The sequence below is a fragment of the Aeromonas sp. 602200 genome, assembly GCF_049173895.1.
In the GTDB taxonomy this organism is placed as follows: Bacteria; Pseudomonadota; Gammaproteobacteria; order Enterobacterales; family Aeromonadaceae; genus Aeromonas; species Aeromonas veronii_A.
This window is the reverse complement of the sequence record NZ_JAAKSL010000002.1, coordinates 179,791-198,076: the sequence shown is the minus strand read 5'-3', so window position 1 is coordinate 198,076 and position 18,286 is coordinate 179,791. Positions and strand designations below refer to the sequence as shown.

Below are 18,286 nucleotides of genomic sequence, written 5' to 3'. Positions count from 1 at the left end.
GGTGGCTTGCCGCTTGTAGAGTTACGGGGTCGGTTGCTGGTTGGTCATCACAAAACGCAGCTCACCACCGGGACGGATCTCGCTGTGGGCGAAGGTGTTGTACTGGTTGAGTGGCTTGCCATTGATGGTGACCTCTTTGACATAGAGGTTGTCCGGGCTGTTGTTCTGCGCTACCACGTTGAACTGACCGTCGGGCAGGTTGATGGTGACCTTGTCAAAGATGGGACGACCGATGGTGTAGGTCGGGTCGCCCGGGGAGATTTGATAGAAGCCCATGGCACTCATGATGTACCAGGCCGACATCTGGCCGACGTCTTCATTGCCGATCAGGCCATCCGGGGTGGTTTTGTAGAACTCCTTATAGACCCGGTCGAGGTACTCCTGCGCTTTCCAGGGCTGGGCGGTGCGATTGTAGAGATAGATGACGTGGTGTGAGGGCTCGTTGCCATGAATGTACTGCCCGATGTAACCGGTCATGTCCTGATGTGCTTCGCCCCCGTTGGGGTCGGCGTTGAACAGGTTGTCGAGCTTGTCGTTCAGTCCCTGCTGGCCACCCATGATCTCGGTCAGCTTGTCGAGATCCTGCATGAAGGACCACTGCCACTGCCAGGCATTGCCCTCGGTGTAGTAGAAGGCATCCGACTTGTAGGGATCGAAATCGGCCGCCGCGTATTTCAGGGCGCACGGGTCACCGTTTTTCAGCTCGGTCGGTACGAAGAAGCCTTTGCCATCGGCATTGCCAGCCTGGGGATCCCAATGTTTGAGCGAGTTGTAGGATCGTGCCTTGAACTCCTGATAGGTAGTCATGTCGCCCGCGGCTTTCGCCATCTCGGCGATGGTCCAGTCGTAGAAAGAGAACTCCAGCGAGTAGGAGACCGAGTTCCAGTTGGGATAACGGACGCACTGCTCTTTCTCGTGATAGCTGAGCTGACCGGCCATCAGCGAGCTCAGGATGTCGTCATGGATCTGCGGGTAATCGGCAGGCCGGTAGTGGGCCGATTTGACCGAGGCTTCCAGTGCCTCTTGCGCATCGATCAGCCCCTTGGTCACCGCATCGGCAAGGATGGCCGCCGAGGGGTAGCCAATCATGGTGCCGGTTTCCGAGCCGTGGCCTTCCCATTTGGGCAGCAGGCCGAACTCCACGTTGGATTTGCGGATCAGATCCTTGGCGTAGAGAGTCGCCTGTGGCGGGTCCATGATGGTCCACATGGGGTGAACGGCGCGGAAGGTATCCCAGGTCGAGTAGATGGAGTAGTTGGGGGTATCGCCAGGTTGCAGGGTGCGCAGGGTGCCTTGCATATCAAGATACTTGCCATCCACATCGTAGAGCTCGATAGGGGCGATCATCATGTGGTAGAGGGCGGTGTAGAAATTGGTCTTTTCGGTTTCCGTCCCCCCTTCGGTTTTGAGTGTTGCCAGCTTTTCGGCCCACGCGTATTCGGCGTCTGACTTCACCTTGGCGAAATCAAAGGTGGGAGCTTCCGCCTCCAGATTCTTCTGTGCTCCTTGCCAGCTCACCGCCGAGATACCGACCCGGATCTCGATCGGTTGGTCACCCTGGCCAAAATTGAGGTAGGCGGTCAGGTCATCCCCTTGATAGACGCTGTTGGGGCGCATCTCCCGGGTGGGCATCTTGTCCTGCTCGCCCAGCATGGCCCTGGCCACAGGTTGGTTGAATTTGGCGTAGAAGAAGATGTTCTGGCCCTGATGGTTCTGTCCCTGGAACCAGCCAGTGGAGGTTTTGCGGCCACGCAGGGTGTACTCATCCACCACTTCGATTTTGTTTTTCAGCGATTGGCCGTTGTTGTTCAGCAGGGTATGACCCAGATCGAATTTCACATTCCGATCCGCTCCTTTGGCGAAGGTGTAACGGTGCAAACCGACCCGTTTGGTGGTGGTCAGTTCAACCTCAATCTCCCCCTTGTTCAGTCTGGTTTTGTAATAACCGGCGCTGGCGTGCTCATTGGTTTTGTCAAAGGCGTTTATCTGGGCGTCGGCCATCTCGGCGTAGGGCAGTACCAGAATGTCGCCCAGATCGGTGGCGCCGGTGCCGGAGAGATGGGTATGGGAGAAGCCGTAGAGCGGAACATCGGTTGCGACGATCTCGCCCGTGAGATAATTGGAAGAGTCCCAGTAGCCGGAGGCTGAGTGCCAGGGGTTGAGTCCGCTCTCGTGATCGGTGTTGGAGCCAATAAAGGTATCCGGCGAGAGCTGCACCATGCCGGCAGGGCGGGTGGCACCGGGGAAAGTGTGGCCTGATGCGGCGGTGCCTATCATGGGGTCAACGTATTTCAGTACCGACAGATCGACAACCGGAGTTACCGGTTTCTCGATAGCGGTAGACTCGCTCTCACTGTTGCAACCGGCGATGCCACCGGTCAGTGCGGCAATCACCGCAAGAGAAAGAAGATTGCACTTGAACATGGTCATTCCATTTTTGAGTGGTGATGGGGGAGGAAGTCCTCCCCCGAACAGGTGATTAACGGGAACCGGCAGGCAGGTCGCCTTCGTGCAGGAAGGTGCCGATACCTTGCGCGGGCGGCAGATCTTCCGGCTGGCTGCCCCAATTCTGGTTGGGGCTATCGCCCATCACGAATTCAAGCTTGCCGCCACTGAGGATTTCCTCATGGGTGAGGTAGCTGCGATTGAACTCGCTGCCATTGAGGCGAGCGGACTGGATGTAGATGTTGTCGCGGCTGACATTCTGGGCCGTGACGGTGAACTGTTTGCCCGCACCCACATCGAGCGAGGCGGTTTCGAACATGGGGGTGCCAATCTCGTAGATGCCGGAGGAGGCATTGACCGGGAAGAAGCCCAGCGCCCGGAACACGAACCAGGCAGAGAGGGTGCCAAAGTCATCGTTGCCACAGATGCCGTCAGGGGTGTTCTTGTAGCAGACGTTGGTGGCTGCCACGATGGCGGCCTGTCCCTTCCAGGGCTGTCCTACGTAGTTGTAGAGGTAGGGCACATGGATATCGGGCTCGTTGCCCTGCACATGCTGTCCCACGTTGCCGGTGTTGAATACCGGGAACTGGTTGTCGCCAGCGTTGCGATCCGGATAGGTACTCCAATAGTCGTCCAGCCGTTTGGCAAACAGTTCGCCCCGTTTGGCCTGAGGATTCTGGGTCTGGTCGAAGCGGGTCATCAGATCGACCAGGCCATGAATGTCATGTTGAACGCTGAAGGCGTATTGCCAGCCGTTGGACTCGGCGAATGACCAGTTGAACATGTCGGGGCGCCAATCCTTGCCCACTGCCCGGCCGGTTTTCGGGTCTACCCAACCGGCATCAATGAAGTTGCCAGCGTAGTCGCGGGCCTTGAACCACCCCTTGTACTGCTTGCCGCCAAAGTCAAACTGCGCCTGCCAGTTCTTGGATCGATCGGCAAACTCCTGATAGCGGGGGTCACTTTCGCCAAATACTGCCTTGATCGATTGGGCGATCGCCCAGTCATTCATGGAGTACTCCAGCGAGTAGGATGAGGTCCAGGCATCCTTGAAGGGGGAGTGAGATTCCCAGTCATTGCCCGGCGGTGTGTCATGCAACTGGGCAGGTACATAGCCTTGCTGCTCGTACTCCTTGATCCAGGCGACCCCCTGGCTGGTGGCTGCGCGGGCGTCGGTGATCATGGCGGTCACCAGTCGCTCCTTGATCTCCTGACGTTCCGCATCGCTGAAGCCCAGCGCGATCATCCGTCTGTCCAGCGAGCCTTTGGAGAGTACGTCGTGGATCACCGGCGTGGAGTGCATCCCCATCATCATGCCGGTCTCGTTACCCTTGAAGGTCCACTCCGGCAATCTGCCCTTGCGCAGGTTGCCCAGATCGTCCATCCACTCCTCCTCGGCGTAGGAGAGCATGGAGAGCACCACATCGGCGAGGCGATCCGGCTCCAGCAGTGACGAGAGGGGTTGTACTGCGCGGTAGGTGTCCCACAGGGAGAAGGTGTCGTAACGGGTAAAGTCCGCTTTGCCATCCCGGTTGGCATCGGCGGTGCGAACCGACTCCTTGAGGGTATCGATCTGCTCGCCCCACGGTGTGTTGCCATCCGGATAGGCGTTGCGCCCCTGATGCACCTGGCGGTAGCGCCCGTCCAGATCAGAGTGAATGGTCTGGCCCAGATAGGTGTGGTAGAGCGCGGTATAGAAGGTCTGTTTGTACTCCTCATCCCCACTGACCCGGATCTTGCCCAGCTCCTTTTCCCATTTTTGGGTCGCAGCCTGACGGACATCGTCAAACGACATATTGGCCACTTCGGTCATGTTGAGTGAGGCGCCAGCGTTGCCATCCCGGCCGATCTCGACGTTGGAGAGGGCTACCTTGGCCTCGACGACCAAGCCCGCCGCCGCGGTATCAAATTCCACATAGGCACGCGCGTACTGATATTTGCCACGGGTCTCGTTGCCGATCTCGGTGGTGCCTTCCGGCAGGTCCAGATAGCGGTTCTGGTCTTTGTCAAAGTAGGCGAAGCGGATGTTTTTGATGGGCTGGTCGAACTCCATCACGAAGAACTCTTTCTGGCTGGGGGCCCAGCCGTCAGAGAAGCGATGGCCCTCGATCCGGTTGTGGGTTTTGTCCCATTTCAGATAGGAGTCGGAGGTGTAGTCCCAGTTGACCTTGAAGCCGAGGTTGACCACGATTTCCGATTTTTTATCTTGCGGGAAGGTGTAGCGATGAACCCCCACCCGATCCGAGGCGGTCAGCTCGGCCTTGATCCCGTAATCCTTCAGATTGACCTTGTAGTAGCCCGCCGTTGCCTCTTCATCCTTGTGGCTGTAGCGGGAGGCCTCCAGATTCAGTGAGGCCGACCCCTCGTTCAGCATGAAATTGGAGCGTGAGTTGATCGGCATCACCAGAATATCGTTGAGATCTCCAGCTCCGGCGCCCGAGAGGTGAGTGTGGGAAAACCCGGCGAGGCGGTTGTCGTGGTAGTAATAGCCGGAGATATATTCCCAGCCATTGGCCCCATTATTGGGCGACAGCTGCACCATGCCATGCGGGGTCGTGGCGCCGGGATAGGTGTTGCCTAAATTACCTGTGCCGATGAACGGATTGACGTAACGGGAGACGTTAGTCTCTTTATTGTTATCGACAGCGGTATCCGAGTCATTTTGACAACCGGATATACCAACCAGGCCAGCCAGTACGGCACACGCGAGCAGGGAACGTTTCAGTTTCATATTTGTCGCCACAGGTTAATGAAAGTAGGGTATCGAACGTATAAAAACAGATAATGCAGAACGCCGGGCCAGCCAATGAATATCTGCCGGATGAGAGAGCCATCTGCATGTATTACCCCGACTGTCACTGGATATAGAGGGTGACGGGGGGAATATCAGCCAGATAAAATGGATCTTGAAAACGATCTGGCCATACAGGCGGAAAAATAAATGCGCAGAAAAATAACAGGCACCCAGAGCCTGATTTAAAAAACGCCCCTTACACTTATGAAATAAGTGGCTGAGCTGTGTTACATCTGGAATATATAAATGCTCTTAAATGTTTTTCCTGCTGCCTGTAAATTAACGGTTTCTATTATTTCGTTGATTAATATCCTGGGACAGAGGAAAAAAATGGCATTAACTGGATTTTTATGACGTGTGGGGAAGGGTGTGAGCTGGCTCGCATAACCGCAGGGTGGCGTGACCAGGGAGGCTAAATGATATTAATCATTATAAGTCAACGTGTTATTCTTAGACGTTGAGTTAAATGGCCGATTTTGTGAGTCGTACTGGGCTCCACATGATCAGATGCGCTGAAAAAAAGAGCCCTGCTGGGCCCTTTGAACAGAGGGTGATGAGGCGATGGCCCACCAGGATCAGCGGTTGCTGGCGCGGGCAAAACGCCCTTCAGCCGTCACGCGATAATCGCCGGTGCTGGCGGGTACAAATGCAGATTGCCCTATGGTCAGTGTCAGACGCTCGCCATCCTGGCCAATGAGGGTGATGGGCCCATCGATGGCGAACAGGATCTCGGCATTGCCGGTGGTGAGGGCATATTCGCCTGCGCCATATACGCTGAAGGTGAAATCCGGTACCGGCACGTCGAAGTGCTGTACTGTGCCTTCCATGCGAGGGGTGAGCAGGATCTGGTCGTCCGGTTTGGCGACACAGCGGGTGCAGGCCAGCAGCTCCGGCACATCCATGTATTTGGGGGTCAGACCGGCACGCAGCACGTTGTCCGAGTTGGCCATGATCTCGAGGCCAGTGCCGTGGATGTAGGCGTGGGGGGTCTGGGCATCGAGGAACATCGCCTGACCAGACTCAAGTGTCACCACGTTGAGCAGCAACGGCGAGAAGAGCCCCACATCCCCCGGGTACTGGTTGGCCAGCTTGCTGATGGTGGCGAAAGTCTCTTCATCCTGATGGGCGGCGGCATAGGCCAGTAGGCCAGCCAGCGCCTCGTCCTTGCGATCACCGCTGAGGATCAGCAGCTGGTGGAAGAAGTGCTGCAGGCCAGCTTCATCCTGTGACTGGCGAAGCGCCGCGGTCAGGTCGACCAGTGCGGGCAGCGCCATGCGATCGAACAGGGCCAGGATGGCCGGGATGGCGCGAAAGCCGTTCATCGCCTGATAGCGAGTGAGGGCAAAGACCAGCTCCGGCTTGTGGTTCGGATCCTTGTAGTTGCGGTTGCTCGCCTTGATATCGATGCCTGCGGCCTCTTCTTTGGCAAAACCGGCTTCGGCCTGTGCCTTGCTCGGATGTACCTGAATGGAGAGGGCTTGCTCGGCGCAGAGCACCTTGAACAGGAAGGGGAGTGAGCCGAAACGAGCCTGGGTAGCTTCGCCCAGCATGGCGACGGGGTTGGCGTCAATCAGGCTGGAAAGCTTCACGGTCTCTCCTGCCAGGGTCACTTCGGAGCAGCCATTGGGGTGAGCGCCCATCCACAGTTCAGCTTGTGGTTTGCCTTCGGGATTTTTGATGCCAAACAGCGTGGTCAGGGAGTCACGACTGCCCCAGACATAATCCTGGATCGGGTTGCACATTAGAAAAAACGGCGGGTAGCTCATGGATGGCTCCTTGTATCAGAACGATTTTTTGGGAATTTCAGTCTGGCGCGGACTATAGCATGGCAGGGGCAGCGCACCGCAATCGGTTGCTCTCTGCATCTTGATCAGGATCATTCATGAGTATCATCTTTACCCAGCTGTTGGACGGCTTTCTAAGTGAGGGGGGAGGCTTTGAGAAGGTGTTGTTTGCCTCTGACAAAGGGGTGCCTCCCTGCTTCAGTTATCAGGTCAATTTTCCGCGTCTCGAGCTGGTATTCAGTGGCCACTATCTCAACCAGATCTGGTCCCCGGAAGGGGATGTGCAGTCGGTACAGATGGGGCCGCGGGAGGCGATGTACATTCCCCCCAACGGCTGGAACAAGCCGGATTGGGACAATGACTGTTCCGTGCTCAGCCTGTTGTTCGGCAAGCGTCAGATAGGGTTCAGTCTGGTGAGCAAGCACAAGGGAGACACCGGCTTCTTCGATGTGCAGAAGCACAGTATTCAGGCCGGTGCCGGACGGGCGCTCGATCATATCCTGCTCTCCCTCAACACCCTTGCGCAGGAGCCGATAAGGGCACCGATGGACAATCACCTGCTGCAGGCGCTGCTAAGTTATTCACGGCAGTTGCTGGTGGAGTCAGAGAGCGGTCGTCCTCGTGGCTCCGATCTTTTTCACGGCATCTGCATCTACATTCAGGAAAATTTCCACCGCCCCATCAGTCGCGAATGCATCGCCGCCCGCTTCAATCTCTCCCCCAGCCATCTCTCACGCCTGTTCCGCGAGCAGGGTCATATGCGCCTTGCCGATTACATCAGCTGGGTGCGGATCGATCGGGCCAAATTCATGCTGAAAAAGTACCGCTTTCGTCTTGAAGAGGTGGCCAGTCGCTGCGGTTACAGTGACGTGAACTACTTCTGCCGGGTGTTCAAACAGAAGACCGGTTTGACCCCTTCCCAGTACCGTTCCCTGAGTCAGCCGCAGGCGGCGGCCAGCGAGCTGGAGGGATAACTGGGCGAGGTCGGAGAGGCGTGGTGACGGCGCACTGGCGGGTGGCTACCTCTTTGGTCTGACATGCTTTCTTGTCGTTTTATTATGAAAATGAATGGGCTAAGATGGCCGCGCGCAACAAACAAGTTGATAACAAACGGAAGTTAGGAGATGCCGATGGAAAGCAAAGTAGTAATCCCGACCCAGGGTCAAAAAATCACAGTCGATGCCAACGGCAAGCTGCAGGTTCCCAACCATCCGATCATTCCGTTTATTGAAGGGGATGGCATCGGTGTTGACGTAACCCCGGCCATGTTGAATGTGGTGAATGCTGCGGTCGAGAAAGCCTACAAGGGCGAGCGCAAGATCGCCTGGATGGAGATCTATACCGGCGAGAAATCGACTCATGTCTATGGCGAAGGTGCCTGGCTGCCGGCCGAAACCCTGGATTTCATTCGCGAATACTGCGTGGCCATCAAGGGCCCGCTGACTACTCCGGTCGGTGGCGGTATTCGCTCCCTCAACGTAGCCCTGCGTCAGGAGCTGGATCTCTACATCTGCCTGCGCCCGGTGCGTTACTACGACGGCACCCCGAGCCCGGTGAAACGTCCTGATCTGACCGACATGGTGATCTTCCGCGAAAACGCCGAAGACATCTACGCCGGCATCGAGTGGAAGGCCGACAGTGCCGAAGCGAACAAGGTGATCGCCTTCCTGCAAAACGAGATGGGCGTGAAGAAAATTCGCTTCCCCGAGTCCTGTGGTATCGGCATCAAGCCGATGTCCAAGGCCGGTACCGAGCGTCTGGTGCGTGCCGCCATCGAGTATGCCATCGACAACGATCGTGACTCCGTGACTCTGGTGCACAAGGGCAACATCATGAAGTTCACCGAAGGTGCCTTCAAGGATTGGGGCTATGCTCTGGCCCAGAACGAGTACGGTGCCCAGCTGATCGATGGCGGCCCATGGTGCTCCTTCAAGAACCCGAAAACCGGCAAGACCATCGTCATCAAGGATGTCATCGCCGACGCCTTCCTGCAGCAGATCCTGCTGCGTCCGGCCGAGTATGACGTCATCGCCTGTATGAACCTCAACGGTGACTACATCTCCGATGCGCTGGCTGCTCAGGTGGGCGGTATCGGTATCGCGCCGGGTGCCAACATCGGTGATGGCGTGGCTCTGTTCGAGGCAACTCACGGTACTGCACCGAAATATGCCGGTCAGGACAAGGTCAACCCGGGCTCGCTGATCCTCTCCGCCGAGATGATGCTGCGCCACATGGGCTGGGTCGAAGCGGCCGATCTCATCATCAAGGGGATGGAAGCGGCGATCCGCAACAAGACCGTCACCTATGACTTCGAGCGTCTGATGGAAGGGGCCACCCTGCGCTCCTGTTCCCAGTTTGCTCAGGACATGATCGACCAGATGTAATCTGCTGCTTGCCAGAAACGCAAAACCGGCGCCATGTGCGCCGGTTTTCTTATCGCGAAAGAGTGCAGGGGCTTATTGCGCCTGCTCTACGTGTTGCTGATAGCGTTGCTGCCATTTGCTGGTTTCTGCTTCATCACCCTGGGCCTTCCAGAAGGCGCAGATGGTGTTGGCAAGTTCCGAAGCCATCGCGTGATCTCCGTCACGTCGGCTCATCAGATAATCTCCCAGCCAGCTTTGATATTGTTTCATTACCCGATCTCCTTATCTCATGTGCCCTTGAAGGTGCCCACCTTGACGGGAGCCTGTCGGCTCATCCTGGGGGGAACATCATCAGGCATGATGGTGCAAAGTCACGACCCGGGCAGAGAGCCCGATGGGCAATCTGGCGGCGAACGTGACGCGAGATGTCAAAAAATGAGCGCCATTTTAGCACAAACTGACCAACTTGGGGAAATTGTCGCCATGGATTGCGACAGAACTGCCCATCCCCTTGTTCTCAAAACAGAAAACCCGCCGTGAGGACGCGGTTGGTTTGGATGAAACCCGGGGAAACAGGGTGGGGAACCCTGTTGTGTCCGGTTGCATCGACGAGCTCGACACTTGGTTCTGGATGAGCACTGTCATGGACTCAAGAAATGGTAGAGGGGGCATGCAAAAGGGCGTTATGCGGGAACTGGCTATGCGCGAAGCAATAGGGGGCAGCCTTGCTGCCAACAGATGGCTGGCAGCAAGGTGACGGTCGGGATCAGGTGGTCTTTTCCAGATGGTTCTGGTAAATCTGCTGCCACTTGTCCAGTTCGGTTTCATCTCCCTGTTGTTGCCAGAACTCGCAGATGGAACTCGCCATCTCGCATGCCATGGCGTGGTCGCCGTCACGGCGACTCATCAGGTATTGCCCCAGCCAGTTTTGATACTGTTTCATTGGATGATCTCCTTATCTATTTAACCCTTGATACTGCTGCTGTGAGCCACCCGTCCGGCAGTGCTGTCACAGCCACTTTCGCTGCTTCGCTTATTGTCAATCAGGACAGATAGCGTATGAGAAAAGCGCGAAAGTGCTAAAAATTGGCCACCACCTTATCACAAAATGGTATGAAAGGCAGGTTTTGGGGCCAATTGAGTTTTCAGTGCAGGGGATTATCTCGACCTGGCGACCGGGATTGACGGAGTCCAGCAGTATAACGGGCAGGTGTTTGAACCTTTACTGGGTTACCCGACGGGCTTGCCAATAGCGGCTGTTCCAGTAGACATTGTCGAGTCTCGAACGGATTACACCCTTGCTCGTGGAGGCGTGGATAAACTCGCCGGCACCGGTATAGACCCCCACATGGTACTGCTGCCAGCCGGTTTTGAAGAAGACCAGATCCCCGTGTTGCAGCCGGTAGCGATCCACCGGTTTGCCGATACTGGCCTGGGATTCGGTGGTTCTTGGCAAGTTGACTCCCAGCACCTGATTGTAGGCGAGCTGGGTGAAGGCGGAGCAGTCGAGTCCGGCGCGGTTGGTGCCGCCCATCCGGTAGGGGACGCCACGCCACTGCTGGTAGAAACCGTCAAAGGCACTGCTCTGCTGACGGGGCGGCGGTGGCTCTGGCGTGCTGGAGCAGGCGGCCAGCAGCAGGGTCAGCAGGGATAGCATCAGCTTGCGGTACATCGGAGAGCTCTCCACAACGGGGTCTACCAATAGAGACGTCTGTTAACCGCCACCCCGGACAGAATGTGGTGACGGCCGCCAGTGGCGTGACAACTTTTCCATCATAAACAGGGATCTGGCTTGATACCTAGTCCCGCAAGGAGAAAATGCGGCAAGTGAGCGAAAAACGCCAGCCTGCGGCTGGCATTCGGGGTCAGTGGGCGGGATTGATCAGTGGGGTAAGCAATTCGGCCAGCTTATAGAAGGTTTGCACCCGGGTGGTACTGGGACGCCAAACCATGCCGATCTCGCGATAGGATTTTTCCCCCGGCAGGGGAATGGCGACCAGATCCGAATTGGCAAGAATGCCGGCGTCGATGGCCATCTGAGGCAGGAAGGTAGTGCCAAGTCCCGCCTCGACCATCTGCACCAGAGTGTGCAGGCTGGTGGCGGCAAAGGGATTGATCTTGCTCTTGTCCCGCAGACGGCAAGCGCTCACTGCGTGCTCGGTGAGGCAGTGCTCCCGCTCCAGCAGGAAGATGCTCTGGTTTGGCAGCTCCTTGTAGTCGAACGGGGTGTGCAGACCGGCCGCCATGCTGGCGGGCATCACCATGTGGAACGGATCCTGGCCGACGGTCTTGCAGTGAAAACCACCGATCTCGATGGGGAGGGCGAGGATCAGCAAGTCGAGCTGACCTTGTTCCAGCTGTTTGAGCAGATTGCTGGTGGTGTCTTCCCGCAGTAACAATTCGAGGTCAGGATAGGTTTTGCTGCATACTTTCAGCAGTTTGCTGAGCAGGAAGGGGGCGATGGTGGGAATACAGCCCAGACGCACGGTCCCCTGCATCACACCACCCTGGTGTTGACCTAGTTCCATCAGATCTCGCGCATCGGAGAGCAAATTGCGAGCGCGCTCGACGATTTCCATGCCGACCGGGGTCATAATGAAGCTCTTGTGGTCCCGCTCCACCAGTTGCAGGTTCATCATCTCTTCCAGCGTCTGGATCCCGGTACTCAGGGTCGACTGGCTGACATGACAGGCCTTGGCGGCGCGGTTGAAGTTCTTGTGCTCGTCGAGAGCGACCAGATATTGCAGCTGTTTGAGGCTGGGCCAACGTTGCATAGGAAAATCCGATTAATGCTATCTATTTAATTTGATTTAACTAATCTACCACCGGGTCTATAGTTTGTCGCTTGAATTAGACGGACTAGGCTCTTGGTAGCCCAATCCTGACTGGATTGTTCACTTCACTTAAAGAGGAATTGAATATGGTATTGGTAGGCCGTCCCGCACCCGATTTTACCGCCGCAGCCGTTCTGGGTAATGGCGAGATCGTTGATTCGTTCACCCTCTCATCCCACATCAAAGGCAAGGCAGCCGTCCTGTTCTTCTATCCGCTCGACTTCACCTTCGTCTGCCCGTCCGAGCTGATTGCCTTCGATCACCGTCTGGAAGAGTTCAACAAGCGTGGCGTGGAAGTGATCGGTGTTTCCATCGATTCCGAGTTCTCTCACAACGCCTGGCGCAACACCAAGATCGAAGACGGCGGCATCGGCCCAGTCAAGTACCCCTTGGTTGCCGACATCAAGCACGAGATCTGCAAAGCCTATGATGTCGAGCACCCGGAAGCCGGTGTGGCGTTCCGTGGCTCCTTCCTGATCGACAAAAACGGTGTTGTTCGTCACCAGGTAGTCAACGATCTGCCGCTGGGTCGCAACATCGACGAGATGCTGCGCATGGTGGATGCCCTGCAGTTCCACGAAGAGCACGGCGAAGTGTGCCCGGCTCAGTGGGAGAAAGGCAAGAAAGGCATGACCGCCTCCCCGGATGGCGTTGCCAAGTATCTGTCCGAGAACGCCGCTTCCCTGTAATCAGGTCTGCGTGCCGGATAGTGAAAAACCGATGCCCAGGCATCGGTTTTTTTATGGCCGTTGTTTGGCTGTCTGGTTCTGTCCCATTGCTCGGCAGGATTGTCGTTGCCGGCAGCGCGCCGATAAACGGCAGTCATAAAAAAGCGCGCCCTTTGGCGCGCTTTTGACATGGGGGGCGGGACTACTCGTCAAAGATACCGAAGTGTTCTTTGGCAAAGTTGACCCGCTGCGCCACGCTCATCTTGACCTGTCCCAGCTTCTCGATGGTCTTGAGGTTGGGCACCAGGCCACGACCGTTGGCGATTTGAATGGCCAGACCCGGGCGGGCGTTGAGCTCCAGCAGCATGGGGCCGCGGAACTTGTCCAGCACCATGTCGGTACCGATGTAGCCCAGACCAGACATCTCGTAACAGGAGGCGGCCAGGGTGAGCAGGGTATCCCAGTGGGGTACCTTGAGCTCATAGAGGTCGAGGCCGGTATCCGGGTGGTGTCGCAGCGGATTGCCAAACTGCACCGCCCGCAGCGCGCGGCCGGTACGCAGGCACAGACCCACCCCAACGGCGCCCTGGTGCAGGTTCGCCTTGCCATCGGAGGCCGAGGTGGAGAGGCGCATCATCGCCATCACCGGGAAGCCTTTGAAGATGATCACCCGGGCATCGGGCACCCCTTCGAACGAGTAGCCGTCGAATACGTCATCGAAGTTGATAAGGCCTTCGACCAGCGCTACGTCTGGCTTGCCACCAAGCGAATAGAGCCCCGCCAGAATGTTGGAGACATGGCGCTCCAGATCCTGGCCGTTGCAGGCGCTGCCGTTGGGTTTGTAGAAGAGACCATCTTCCTGACGCAGGATCACCAGGATCCCCTTGCCGCCAGAGCCACGGGCCGGCTTGATGCAGAAGCCCGGCCAATCTTTTACCAGCTCGGTGATGCGACCTACATCGTGCTGGGCACGGATGGTGCCGATCAGCTCAGGCACCGTCACGCCTGCATCCAGCGCAATTTGCTTGGTCTGCAGCTTGTCATCCACCAGCGGATAGAGGCTGCGCGGATTGTAGCGGCTGATGTAGGAGTGGTTGCGCTTGTTCATGCCGAGGATGCCTGCCTGCGACAGGCTCCACGGGGTGGTGTACTTTTCCCAGAACCACATCTGTTACTTGTCCTTACCCGGGGTGGCGCCAGACTTGATCTCGTCCACCAGCGGCTTGAAGCGCTTCAGCTCACTCAGCTTGTAGCCGGTGTAGTTACCCATCAACAACACGGTCGCCATCAGTACCAGCTGCAGGCCGAGGAAGTTGAACGTGAGGTGACGGATCAGTTCGTTGTCCATGGCCAGATAGGCGATGATGGCCACCAGCAGGGAGCCACCGCCCTGACGGAACACCTCTTTCGGGCCCTCTTCTTCCCACAGGATGGACATCCGCTCGATGGTCCAGGAGAGGATGATCATCGGGAAGAAGGTGATCTTCATACCGTCGGTCAGCCCCAGCTTGAAGGCAAAGGCAGAGAAGATACCGATCATCGAGATCACCATGATGATGATGGCCGATATTCGGGCGACCAGCAGCAGGTTGAGCCGTGACAGATAGGAGCGGATCACCAGACCTGTGCCGACGATCAGCAGGAAGCCCACCAGACCGGTGATCAGCTGGGTCTGGATAAAGGCGACGGCGATCAGCACCGGCATAAAGGTACCGGAGGTCTTGATGCCGACAATCACGCGCAAGAACACCACCATCAGCACGCCGATCGGGATAAGCAGCAAGCCCTTGAACAGGGTCTGCTCTTCCAGCGGCAGGCTGTGGATAGAGAAGTTCATCATCTCTGATTTTTCAAACTTCTGGGCCAGCGCCACGCTGACCGGCTGCTCCTGCTCGATCATCGAGAAGCTGACACGGGAGTTGTGACCACCGGTCACATCCAGCAGGGCGCCGGAGTTGTACTCCCACAGCAGCAGGTTGGCCGGACGGCCCTGTTCACCGGTTTGCGGGTTGAACAGCTTGTAGTCGGTCGGGCTGTTGAATACCTGCAGGTAATCCACCAGCTCCTGACGACGGCGGCCATCTTCCAGATTCAGAGCATGCACCACGCGGGTGGGGACGTCAGCATTGTTGAGCAGCTCGGCGATCAGGTTGGCACGGCTCTTGTGCTTTTTCAGCAGCTCGGCGTTCTGCTCCTGCTTCTCGATCTCCTTGATGATCTCGCGAGTCAGGGTGTAGCCGTCGGCAGAGCGCTCCTGGGCCCGCTCGAGGATCTGCTTCATCGCGGTGGCATAAGGCTCACTCTCGATCTGCTTCTCGATGGCAGGCGGCTGCGGATTGGCGGCCGGTTTGGCATGGGCATCTGCCATCATGTCGACGCGGTAGTAGAGCTCCTGACGGCCGGAGGCGGTGCGGATGGACCACTCGGCGCGGGCATCGCCATCTTTCTCGACAAAGGAGAGGCCGTAGCCGGGGCTGGCGGCGTTCTCGTTCATCAGGGTGAAACCGGGCTGGGTGCCCGGAATGGCCAGGGAGGCGATCACCGGCTCACCGGTCGCCTCAAACTCCAGCTTGGCTTCGATGGACCAGATCTGGCGCTTTTCACCGGGCGTCAGCGGCACATCCAACGCGATATGGTGATAGATCGTCATCCCCAGGCCGACAATGTACAGCAGGGCTACCAGCAAATAGAACGGCTTACGGGAAACCATGGATTATTTCACATCCTTGAGCTTGGGTTTGGGTTGGATATATTCGCGGGCCACATCAACCACGGCGATGTCTTTCAAAAATTCGCGACCCAGCAGCACCGGGAAGGTCATGTCGCTGCGGTCCTTCAGGGTAAATTCGGCTTTCTCGGTCATGTCGCCAATCCGTACCGCCAGACGGACCACCGGACGGCGGTCGAGATCGTCGGCAGAGGCCTGACGCACCCGCACATGGCGTACCAGCGGCGCTTCGATCTGGATCTTGTCATCCACATCCTGATGACTCAGGAAGAAGCGCACCCAGTTTTTGCCATTGCGTTCGAAAATGGTGATCTCCTGGGCACTGATGGAGGAGGTGGTCGCACCGGTATCGACCCGCGCCTGGAAGGCGTCGTTGGCGGCATCAACCCAGATCCACTCCGCTTCACCGACCATCAGCTTGCCATCGATGGTGTGGCCCTGATTGGGGGCCGGGCACTTCTCGGTGGGGATGGCCATCGGTTTGGGTGGCTCGGAGGGGAGAGCTGCGAGCTTGTGATCTACTTGCTTGACGGACTCTTTCATATTGGTGACATCTGTGTTGAGCTGAACCAGCAGGTGCTGTTGCTGCACATACTGCTTCTGTTGCTGTTCCATGGATGTTTGCAGGCGCAGCTCGCTCTGGCTCAGCTCGCTACGAAGCTCGGCCAGCGTCAGAGCGGGAACCTGAGGCGTTTTTTCCATATTGACACACCCGCCGAGACTGAGCAGGGATAGCAGGGTCATTCCTTTTAATTTGCTTTTCATGTCATTCATTTAACTGTGCTTCCTGGAATTGGGTCAGTGTAACTTCCACAAGCGCCACCGGCTAGTCTTTGGCCTTGCGGGCAATCAGTACGGCACGTTTCGGCGCCGGGTGTCCTTCTACCGTGAGTGCCGGATTGTCTGGATCCAGATAGTCACTCAGGGATTCATTAATCATCCAGTCGGTACGACGCTGTTCGTCCGTGCTGGTCATATTCTCGTCTACTATTCGCACGTCGGTGAAGCCGCAGCGCTCGACCCATAGCTTGAGGGCGCGGCTTGAGGGAATAAACCAGACGTTGCGCATCTTGCCGTAACGATCGGTGGGCATCAGTACGTCGTTGACACCGCCGTCAATCACTAGCGTCTCCAGCACCAGTTCGCCATCATCTTTCAATTGATTGCGCAACTGCTCGATGTGCTCGATGGGGGATTTGCGGTGATAGAGCACTCCCATGGAGAAGACGGTGTCAAAGGCACGCAGCTCCGGCAGCTCCTGAATACCGAGCGGCAACAGGTGGGCACGCTGATCATTGCCTGCGAAGTGGCGAATGGCCTCGAACTGGCAGAGGAACAGCGGACTCGGGTCTATGCCGACTGCAAGCCGAGCCCCTTCACCCACCATGCGCCAGAGGTGGTAGCCGCTGCCGCAACCCACATCCAGCACGTAACGGCCCTGGAGCGGGCTGATATGGGGCAGCACCCGATCCCACTTCCAGTCGGAGCGCCACTCGGTGTCGATATGGATACCGTGCACGGTGAAGGGCCCCTTGCGCCAGGGCATGAAGTGGCGCAGCAGGCTCTCGACCTTCTTGCGCTCCCCTTCGCCCAGGCTCTCGGCCGAGCCAATCTCGACCCGGCTTTTCAGCTCGATGTTGCCGGGGGAGACCACCGGCAGCTTGTTGAGGGCGCGGTTCCAGCGCGGCAGATCGCCATGCTGGTTGTCATGTTGCCAGGTGTGCAGCTGGGCGGGCAGGGTATGCAGCCAGTGGCTCAGCCGGTTTTTGGCAATCAGTTGATAGAAATTGGCAAAGTCGATCATGGCTGGGCGTCGCTGGATTTGATGGCAATCATGGAGCCGAAGTTGAAGCACTGGAACCAGAGATCCTGATGGACGAAACCGGCATCCCGCAGGCGTGCCTGATGCACCGGCAGGCTGTCGGTGCGCATCACGTTCTCAAGGGCAGTGCGTTTCTGGCTGATCTCCAGCTCGCTGTAGCCATTGGCCCGCTTGAAGTCGAGATGCAGATCGATGAGCAACTCGTTGACCGGTTCATCTTCGAAGCGGAACTTTTCGCTCAGGATCAGGATCCCGCCCGGGCGCAGCCCATCGTGAATACGCTGGATCAGGGCGGCCCGTTTCTCTGGCTCGACAAATTGCAGGGTGAAGTTGAGCACCACCACGGAGGCGTTCTCGATCTCGATGTCGCAGATATCCGCCTCTACCAGCTCCACCGGCACCTCGGATTTGAAACCGGAGAGGTGGGCGCGGGCGCGTTCGATCATCGGGTGGGAGAGATCCACCGCGGTAATGCGGCAGCCGGGCTGGCTGACATGGCGACGCATCGCCTGGGTCGCGGCGCCCAGTGAGCAGCCGAGATCATAGAGTCGGCTCTCGGGTTGGGCGTAGCGGGCGGCCATCATGCCGATGGCAGAGATGATGTTGCTGTAACCCGGCACCGAGCGCTGGATCATATCGGGGAATACGTCGACGACCTGTTCGTCAAAACAGAAGTCGCCCAATCGGGCGATCGGGGCGGCAAAAATTTGGTCTTTGGTCTGCATGCTGGCGCAACCTGACAGTCGGGACATCACCCGGCTGTATTGTTCAATTGAGTCGTTGGATGATACCCATCAGAGTAGGTCAATCATCTGTTTACGAACGGGGTGGCTGGTCGTGAAATCCTT

15 protein-coding genes are annotated in these 18,286 nt (G+C 57.5%); 3 read left to right on the top strand and 12 right to left on the bottom strand.

Features of this window, described 5'->3' with window-relative positions; genetic code table 11:
• Positions 1-21 precede the first annotated feature (21 nt).
• The 3 genes from G5221_RS03985 to manA form a co-directional block, all read right to left on the bottom strand.
• Complete coding sequence (locus G5221_RS03985; RefSeq protein ID WP_266135104.1) at positions 22-2,424, bottom strand: GH92 family glycosyl hydrolase; 2,403 nt, start codon at positions 2,422-2,424, stop codon at positions 22-24.
• Between the two features lie 55 nt (positions 2,425-2,479).
• Positions 2,480-5,176: a GH92 family glycosyl hydrolase gene (locus tag G5221_RS03980; protein ID WP_421262861.1), complete on the bottom strand. Its 2,697-nt coding sequence runs from the start codon at positions 5,174-5,176 to the stop codon at positions 2,480-2,482.
• 638 nt (positions 5,177-5,814) lie between these two features.
• Complete coding sequence (gene manA / locus G5221_RS03975) at positions 5,815-7,005, bottom strand: mannose-6-phosphate isomerase, class I (protein ID WP_335843680.1); 1,191 nt, start codon at positions 7,003-7,005, stop codon at positions 5,815-5,817.
• A 116-nt stretch (positions 7,006-7,121) separates the two neighbouring features.
• On the opposite strand from manA, the gene G5221_RS03970 reads away from it, so the two are divergent.
• A complete protein-coding gene (locus G5221_RS03970; protein ID WP_421262860.1) occupies positions 7,122-7,997 on the top strand; it encodes a helix-turn-helix transcriptional regulator in 876 nt (291 codons plus the stop codon).
• Positions 7,998-8,153: 156 nt separating this feature from the next.
• Positions 8,154-9,407, top strand: coding sequence for an NADP-dependent isocitrate dehydrogenase (gene icd / locus G5221_RS03965; protein ID WP_005347179.1), 1,254 nt, complete (start codon positions 8,154-8,156; stop codon positions 9,405-9,407).
• A 72-nt stretch (positions 9,408-9,479) separates the two neighbouring features.
• Here the strand turns inward: icd and G5221_RS03960 are convergent, their stop codons facing one another.
• The 4 genes from G5221_RS03960 to G5221_RS03945 form a co-directional block, all read right to left on the bottom strand.
• Entirely contained in the window at positions 9,480-9,656 is a 177-nt protein-coding gene (locus G5221_RS03960; RefSeq protein ID WP_005337712.1) for a hypothetical protein, read from the bottom strand.
• Between the two features lie 496 nt (positions 9,657-10,152).
• The gene (locus G5221_RS03955; RefSeq protein ID WP_005347176.1) at positions 10,153-10,329 is read right to left on the bottom strand and encodes a hypothetical protein; all 177 of its coding nucleotides are present in this window, start codon (positions 10,327-10,329) and stop codon (positions 10,153-10,155) included.
• Between the two features lie 279 nt (positions 10,330-10,608).
• Positions 10,609-11,058 (bottom strand): C40 family peptidase, encoded by a 450-nt coding sequence (locus G5221_RS03950; RefSeq protein WP_216953259.1) that lies wholly within the window; start codon positions 11,056-11,058, stop codon positions 10,609-10,611.
• 193 nt (positions 11,059-11,251) lie between these two features.
• Positions 11,252-12,160, bottom strand: coding sequence for a hydrogen peroxide-inducible genes activator (locus tag G5221_RS03945; RefSeq protein WP_216953260.1), 909 nt, complete (start codon positions 12,158-12,160; stop codon positions 11,252-11,254).
• A gap of 146 nt (positions 12,161-12,306) precedes the next feature.
• Here G5221_RS03945 and G5221_RS03940 point away from each other — a divergent pair, with 146 nt between their 5' ends.
• Positions 12,307-12,909, top strand: a complete 603-nt coding sequence (locus G5221_RS03940; RefSeq protein ID WP_216953261.1) for a peroxiredoxin C — start codon at positions 12,307-12,309, stop codon at positions 12,907-12,909.
• Positions 12,910-13,090: 181 nt separating this feature from the next.
• On the opposite strand, the gene G5221_RS03935 is transcribed toward G5221_RS03940, so the two are convergent.
• From G5221_RS03935 to cmoA, 5 genes are read right to left on the bottom strand one after another with little or no spacing between them, the layout of a single operon-like run.
• Positions 13,091-14,056 carry an alpha-L-glutamate ligase-like protein gene (locus G5221_RS03935; protein ID WP_216953262.1) on the bottom strand — a complete coding sequence of 322 codons (966 nt, stop codon included), beginning with the start codon at positions 14,054-14,056 and terminating at the stop codon, positions 13,091-13,093.
• Between the two features lie 3 nt (positions 14,057-14,059).
• Complete coding sequence (locus G5221_RS03930) at positions 14,060-15,598, bottom strand: inactive transglutaminase family protein (protein WP_216953263.1); 1,539 nt, start codon at positions 15,596-15,598, stop codon at positions 14,060-14,062.
• A 3-nt stretch (positions 15,599-15,601) separates the two neighbouring features.
• The gene (locus G5221_RS03925) at positions 15,602-16,390 is read right to left on the bottom strand and encodes an ATP-dependent zinc protease (RefSeq protein ID WP_227342371.1); all 789 of its coding nucleotides are present in this window, start codon (positions 16,388-16,390) and stop codon (positions 15,602-15,604) included.
• Between the two features lie 52 nt (positions 16,391-16,442).
• A complete protein-coding gene (gene cmoB / locus G5221_RS03920; protein WP_266135100.1) occupies positions 16,443-17,420 on the bottom strand; it encodes a tRNA 5-methoxyuridine(34)/uridine 5-oxyacetic acid(34) synthase CmoB in 978 nt (325 codons plus the stop codon).
• Entirely contained in the window at positions 17,417-18,163 is a 747-nt protein-coding gene (cmoA, locus tag G5221_RS03915) for a carboxy-S-adenosyl-L-methionine synthase CmoA (RefSeq protein WP_236768462.1), read from the bottom strand. The genes cmoB and cmoA overlap by 4 nt, the downstream gene beginning before the upstream one ends.
• Between the last annotated feature and the right edge of the window lie 123 nt (positions 18,164-18,286).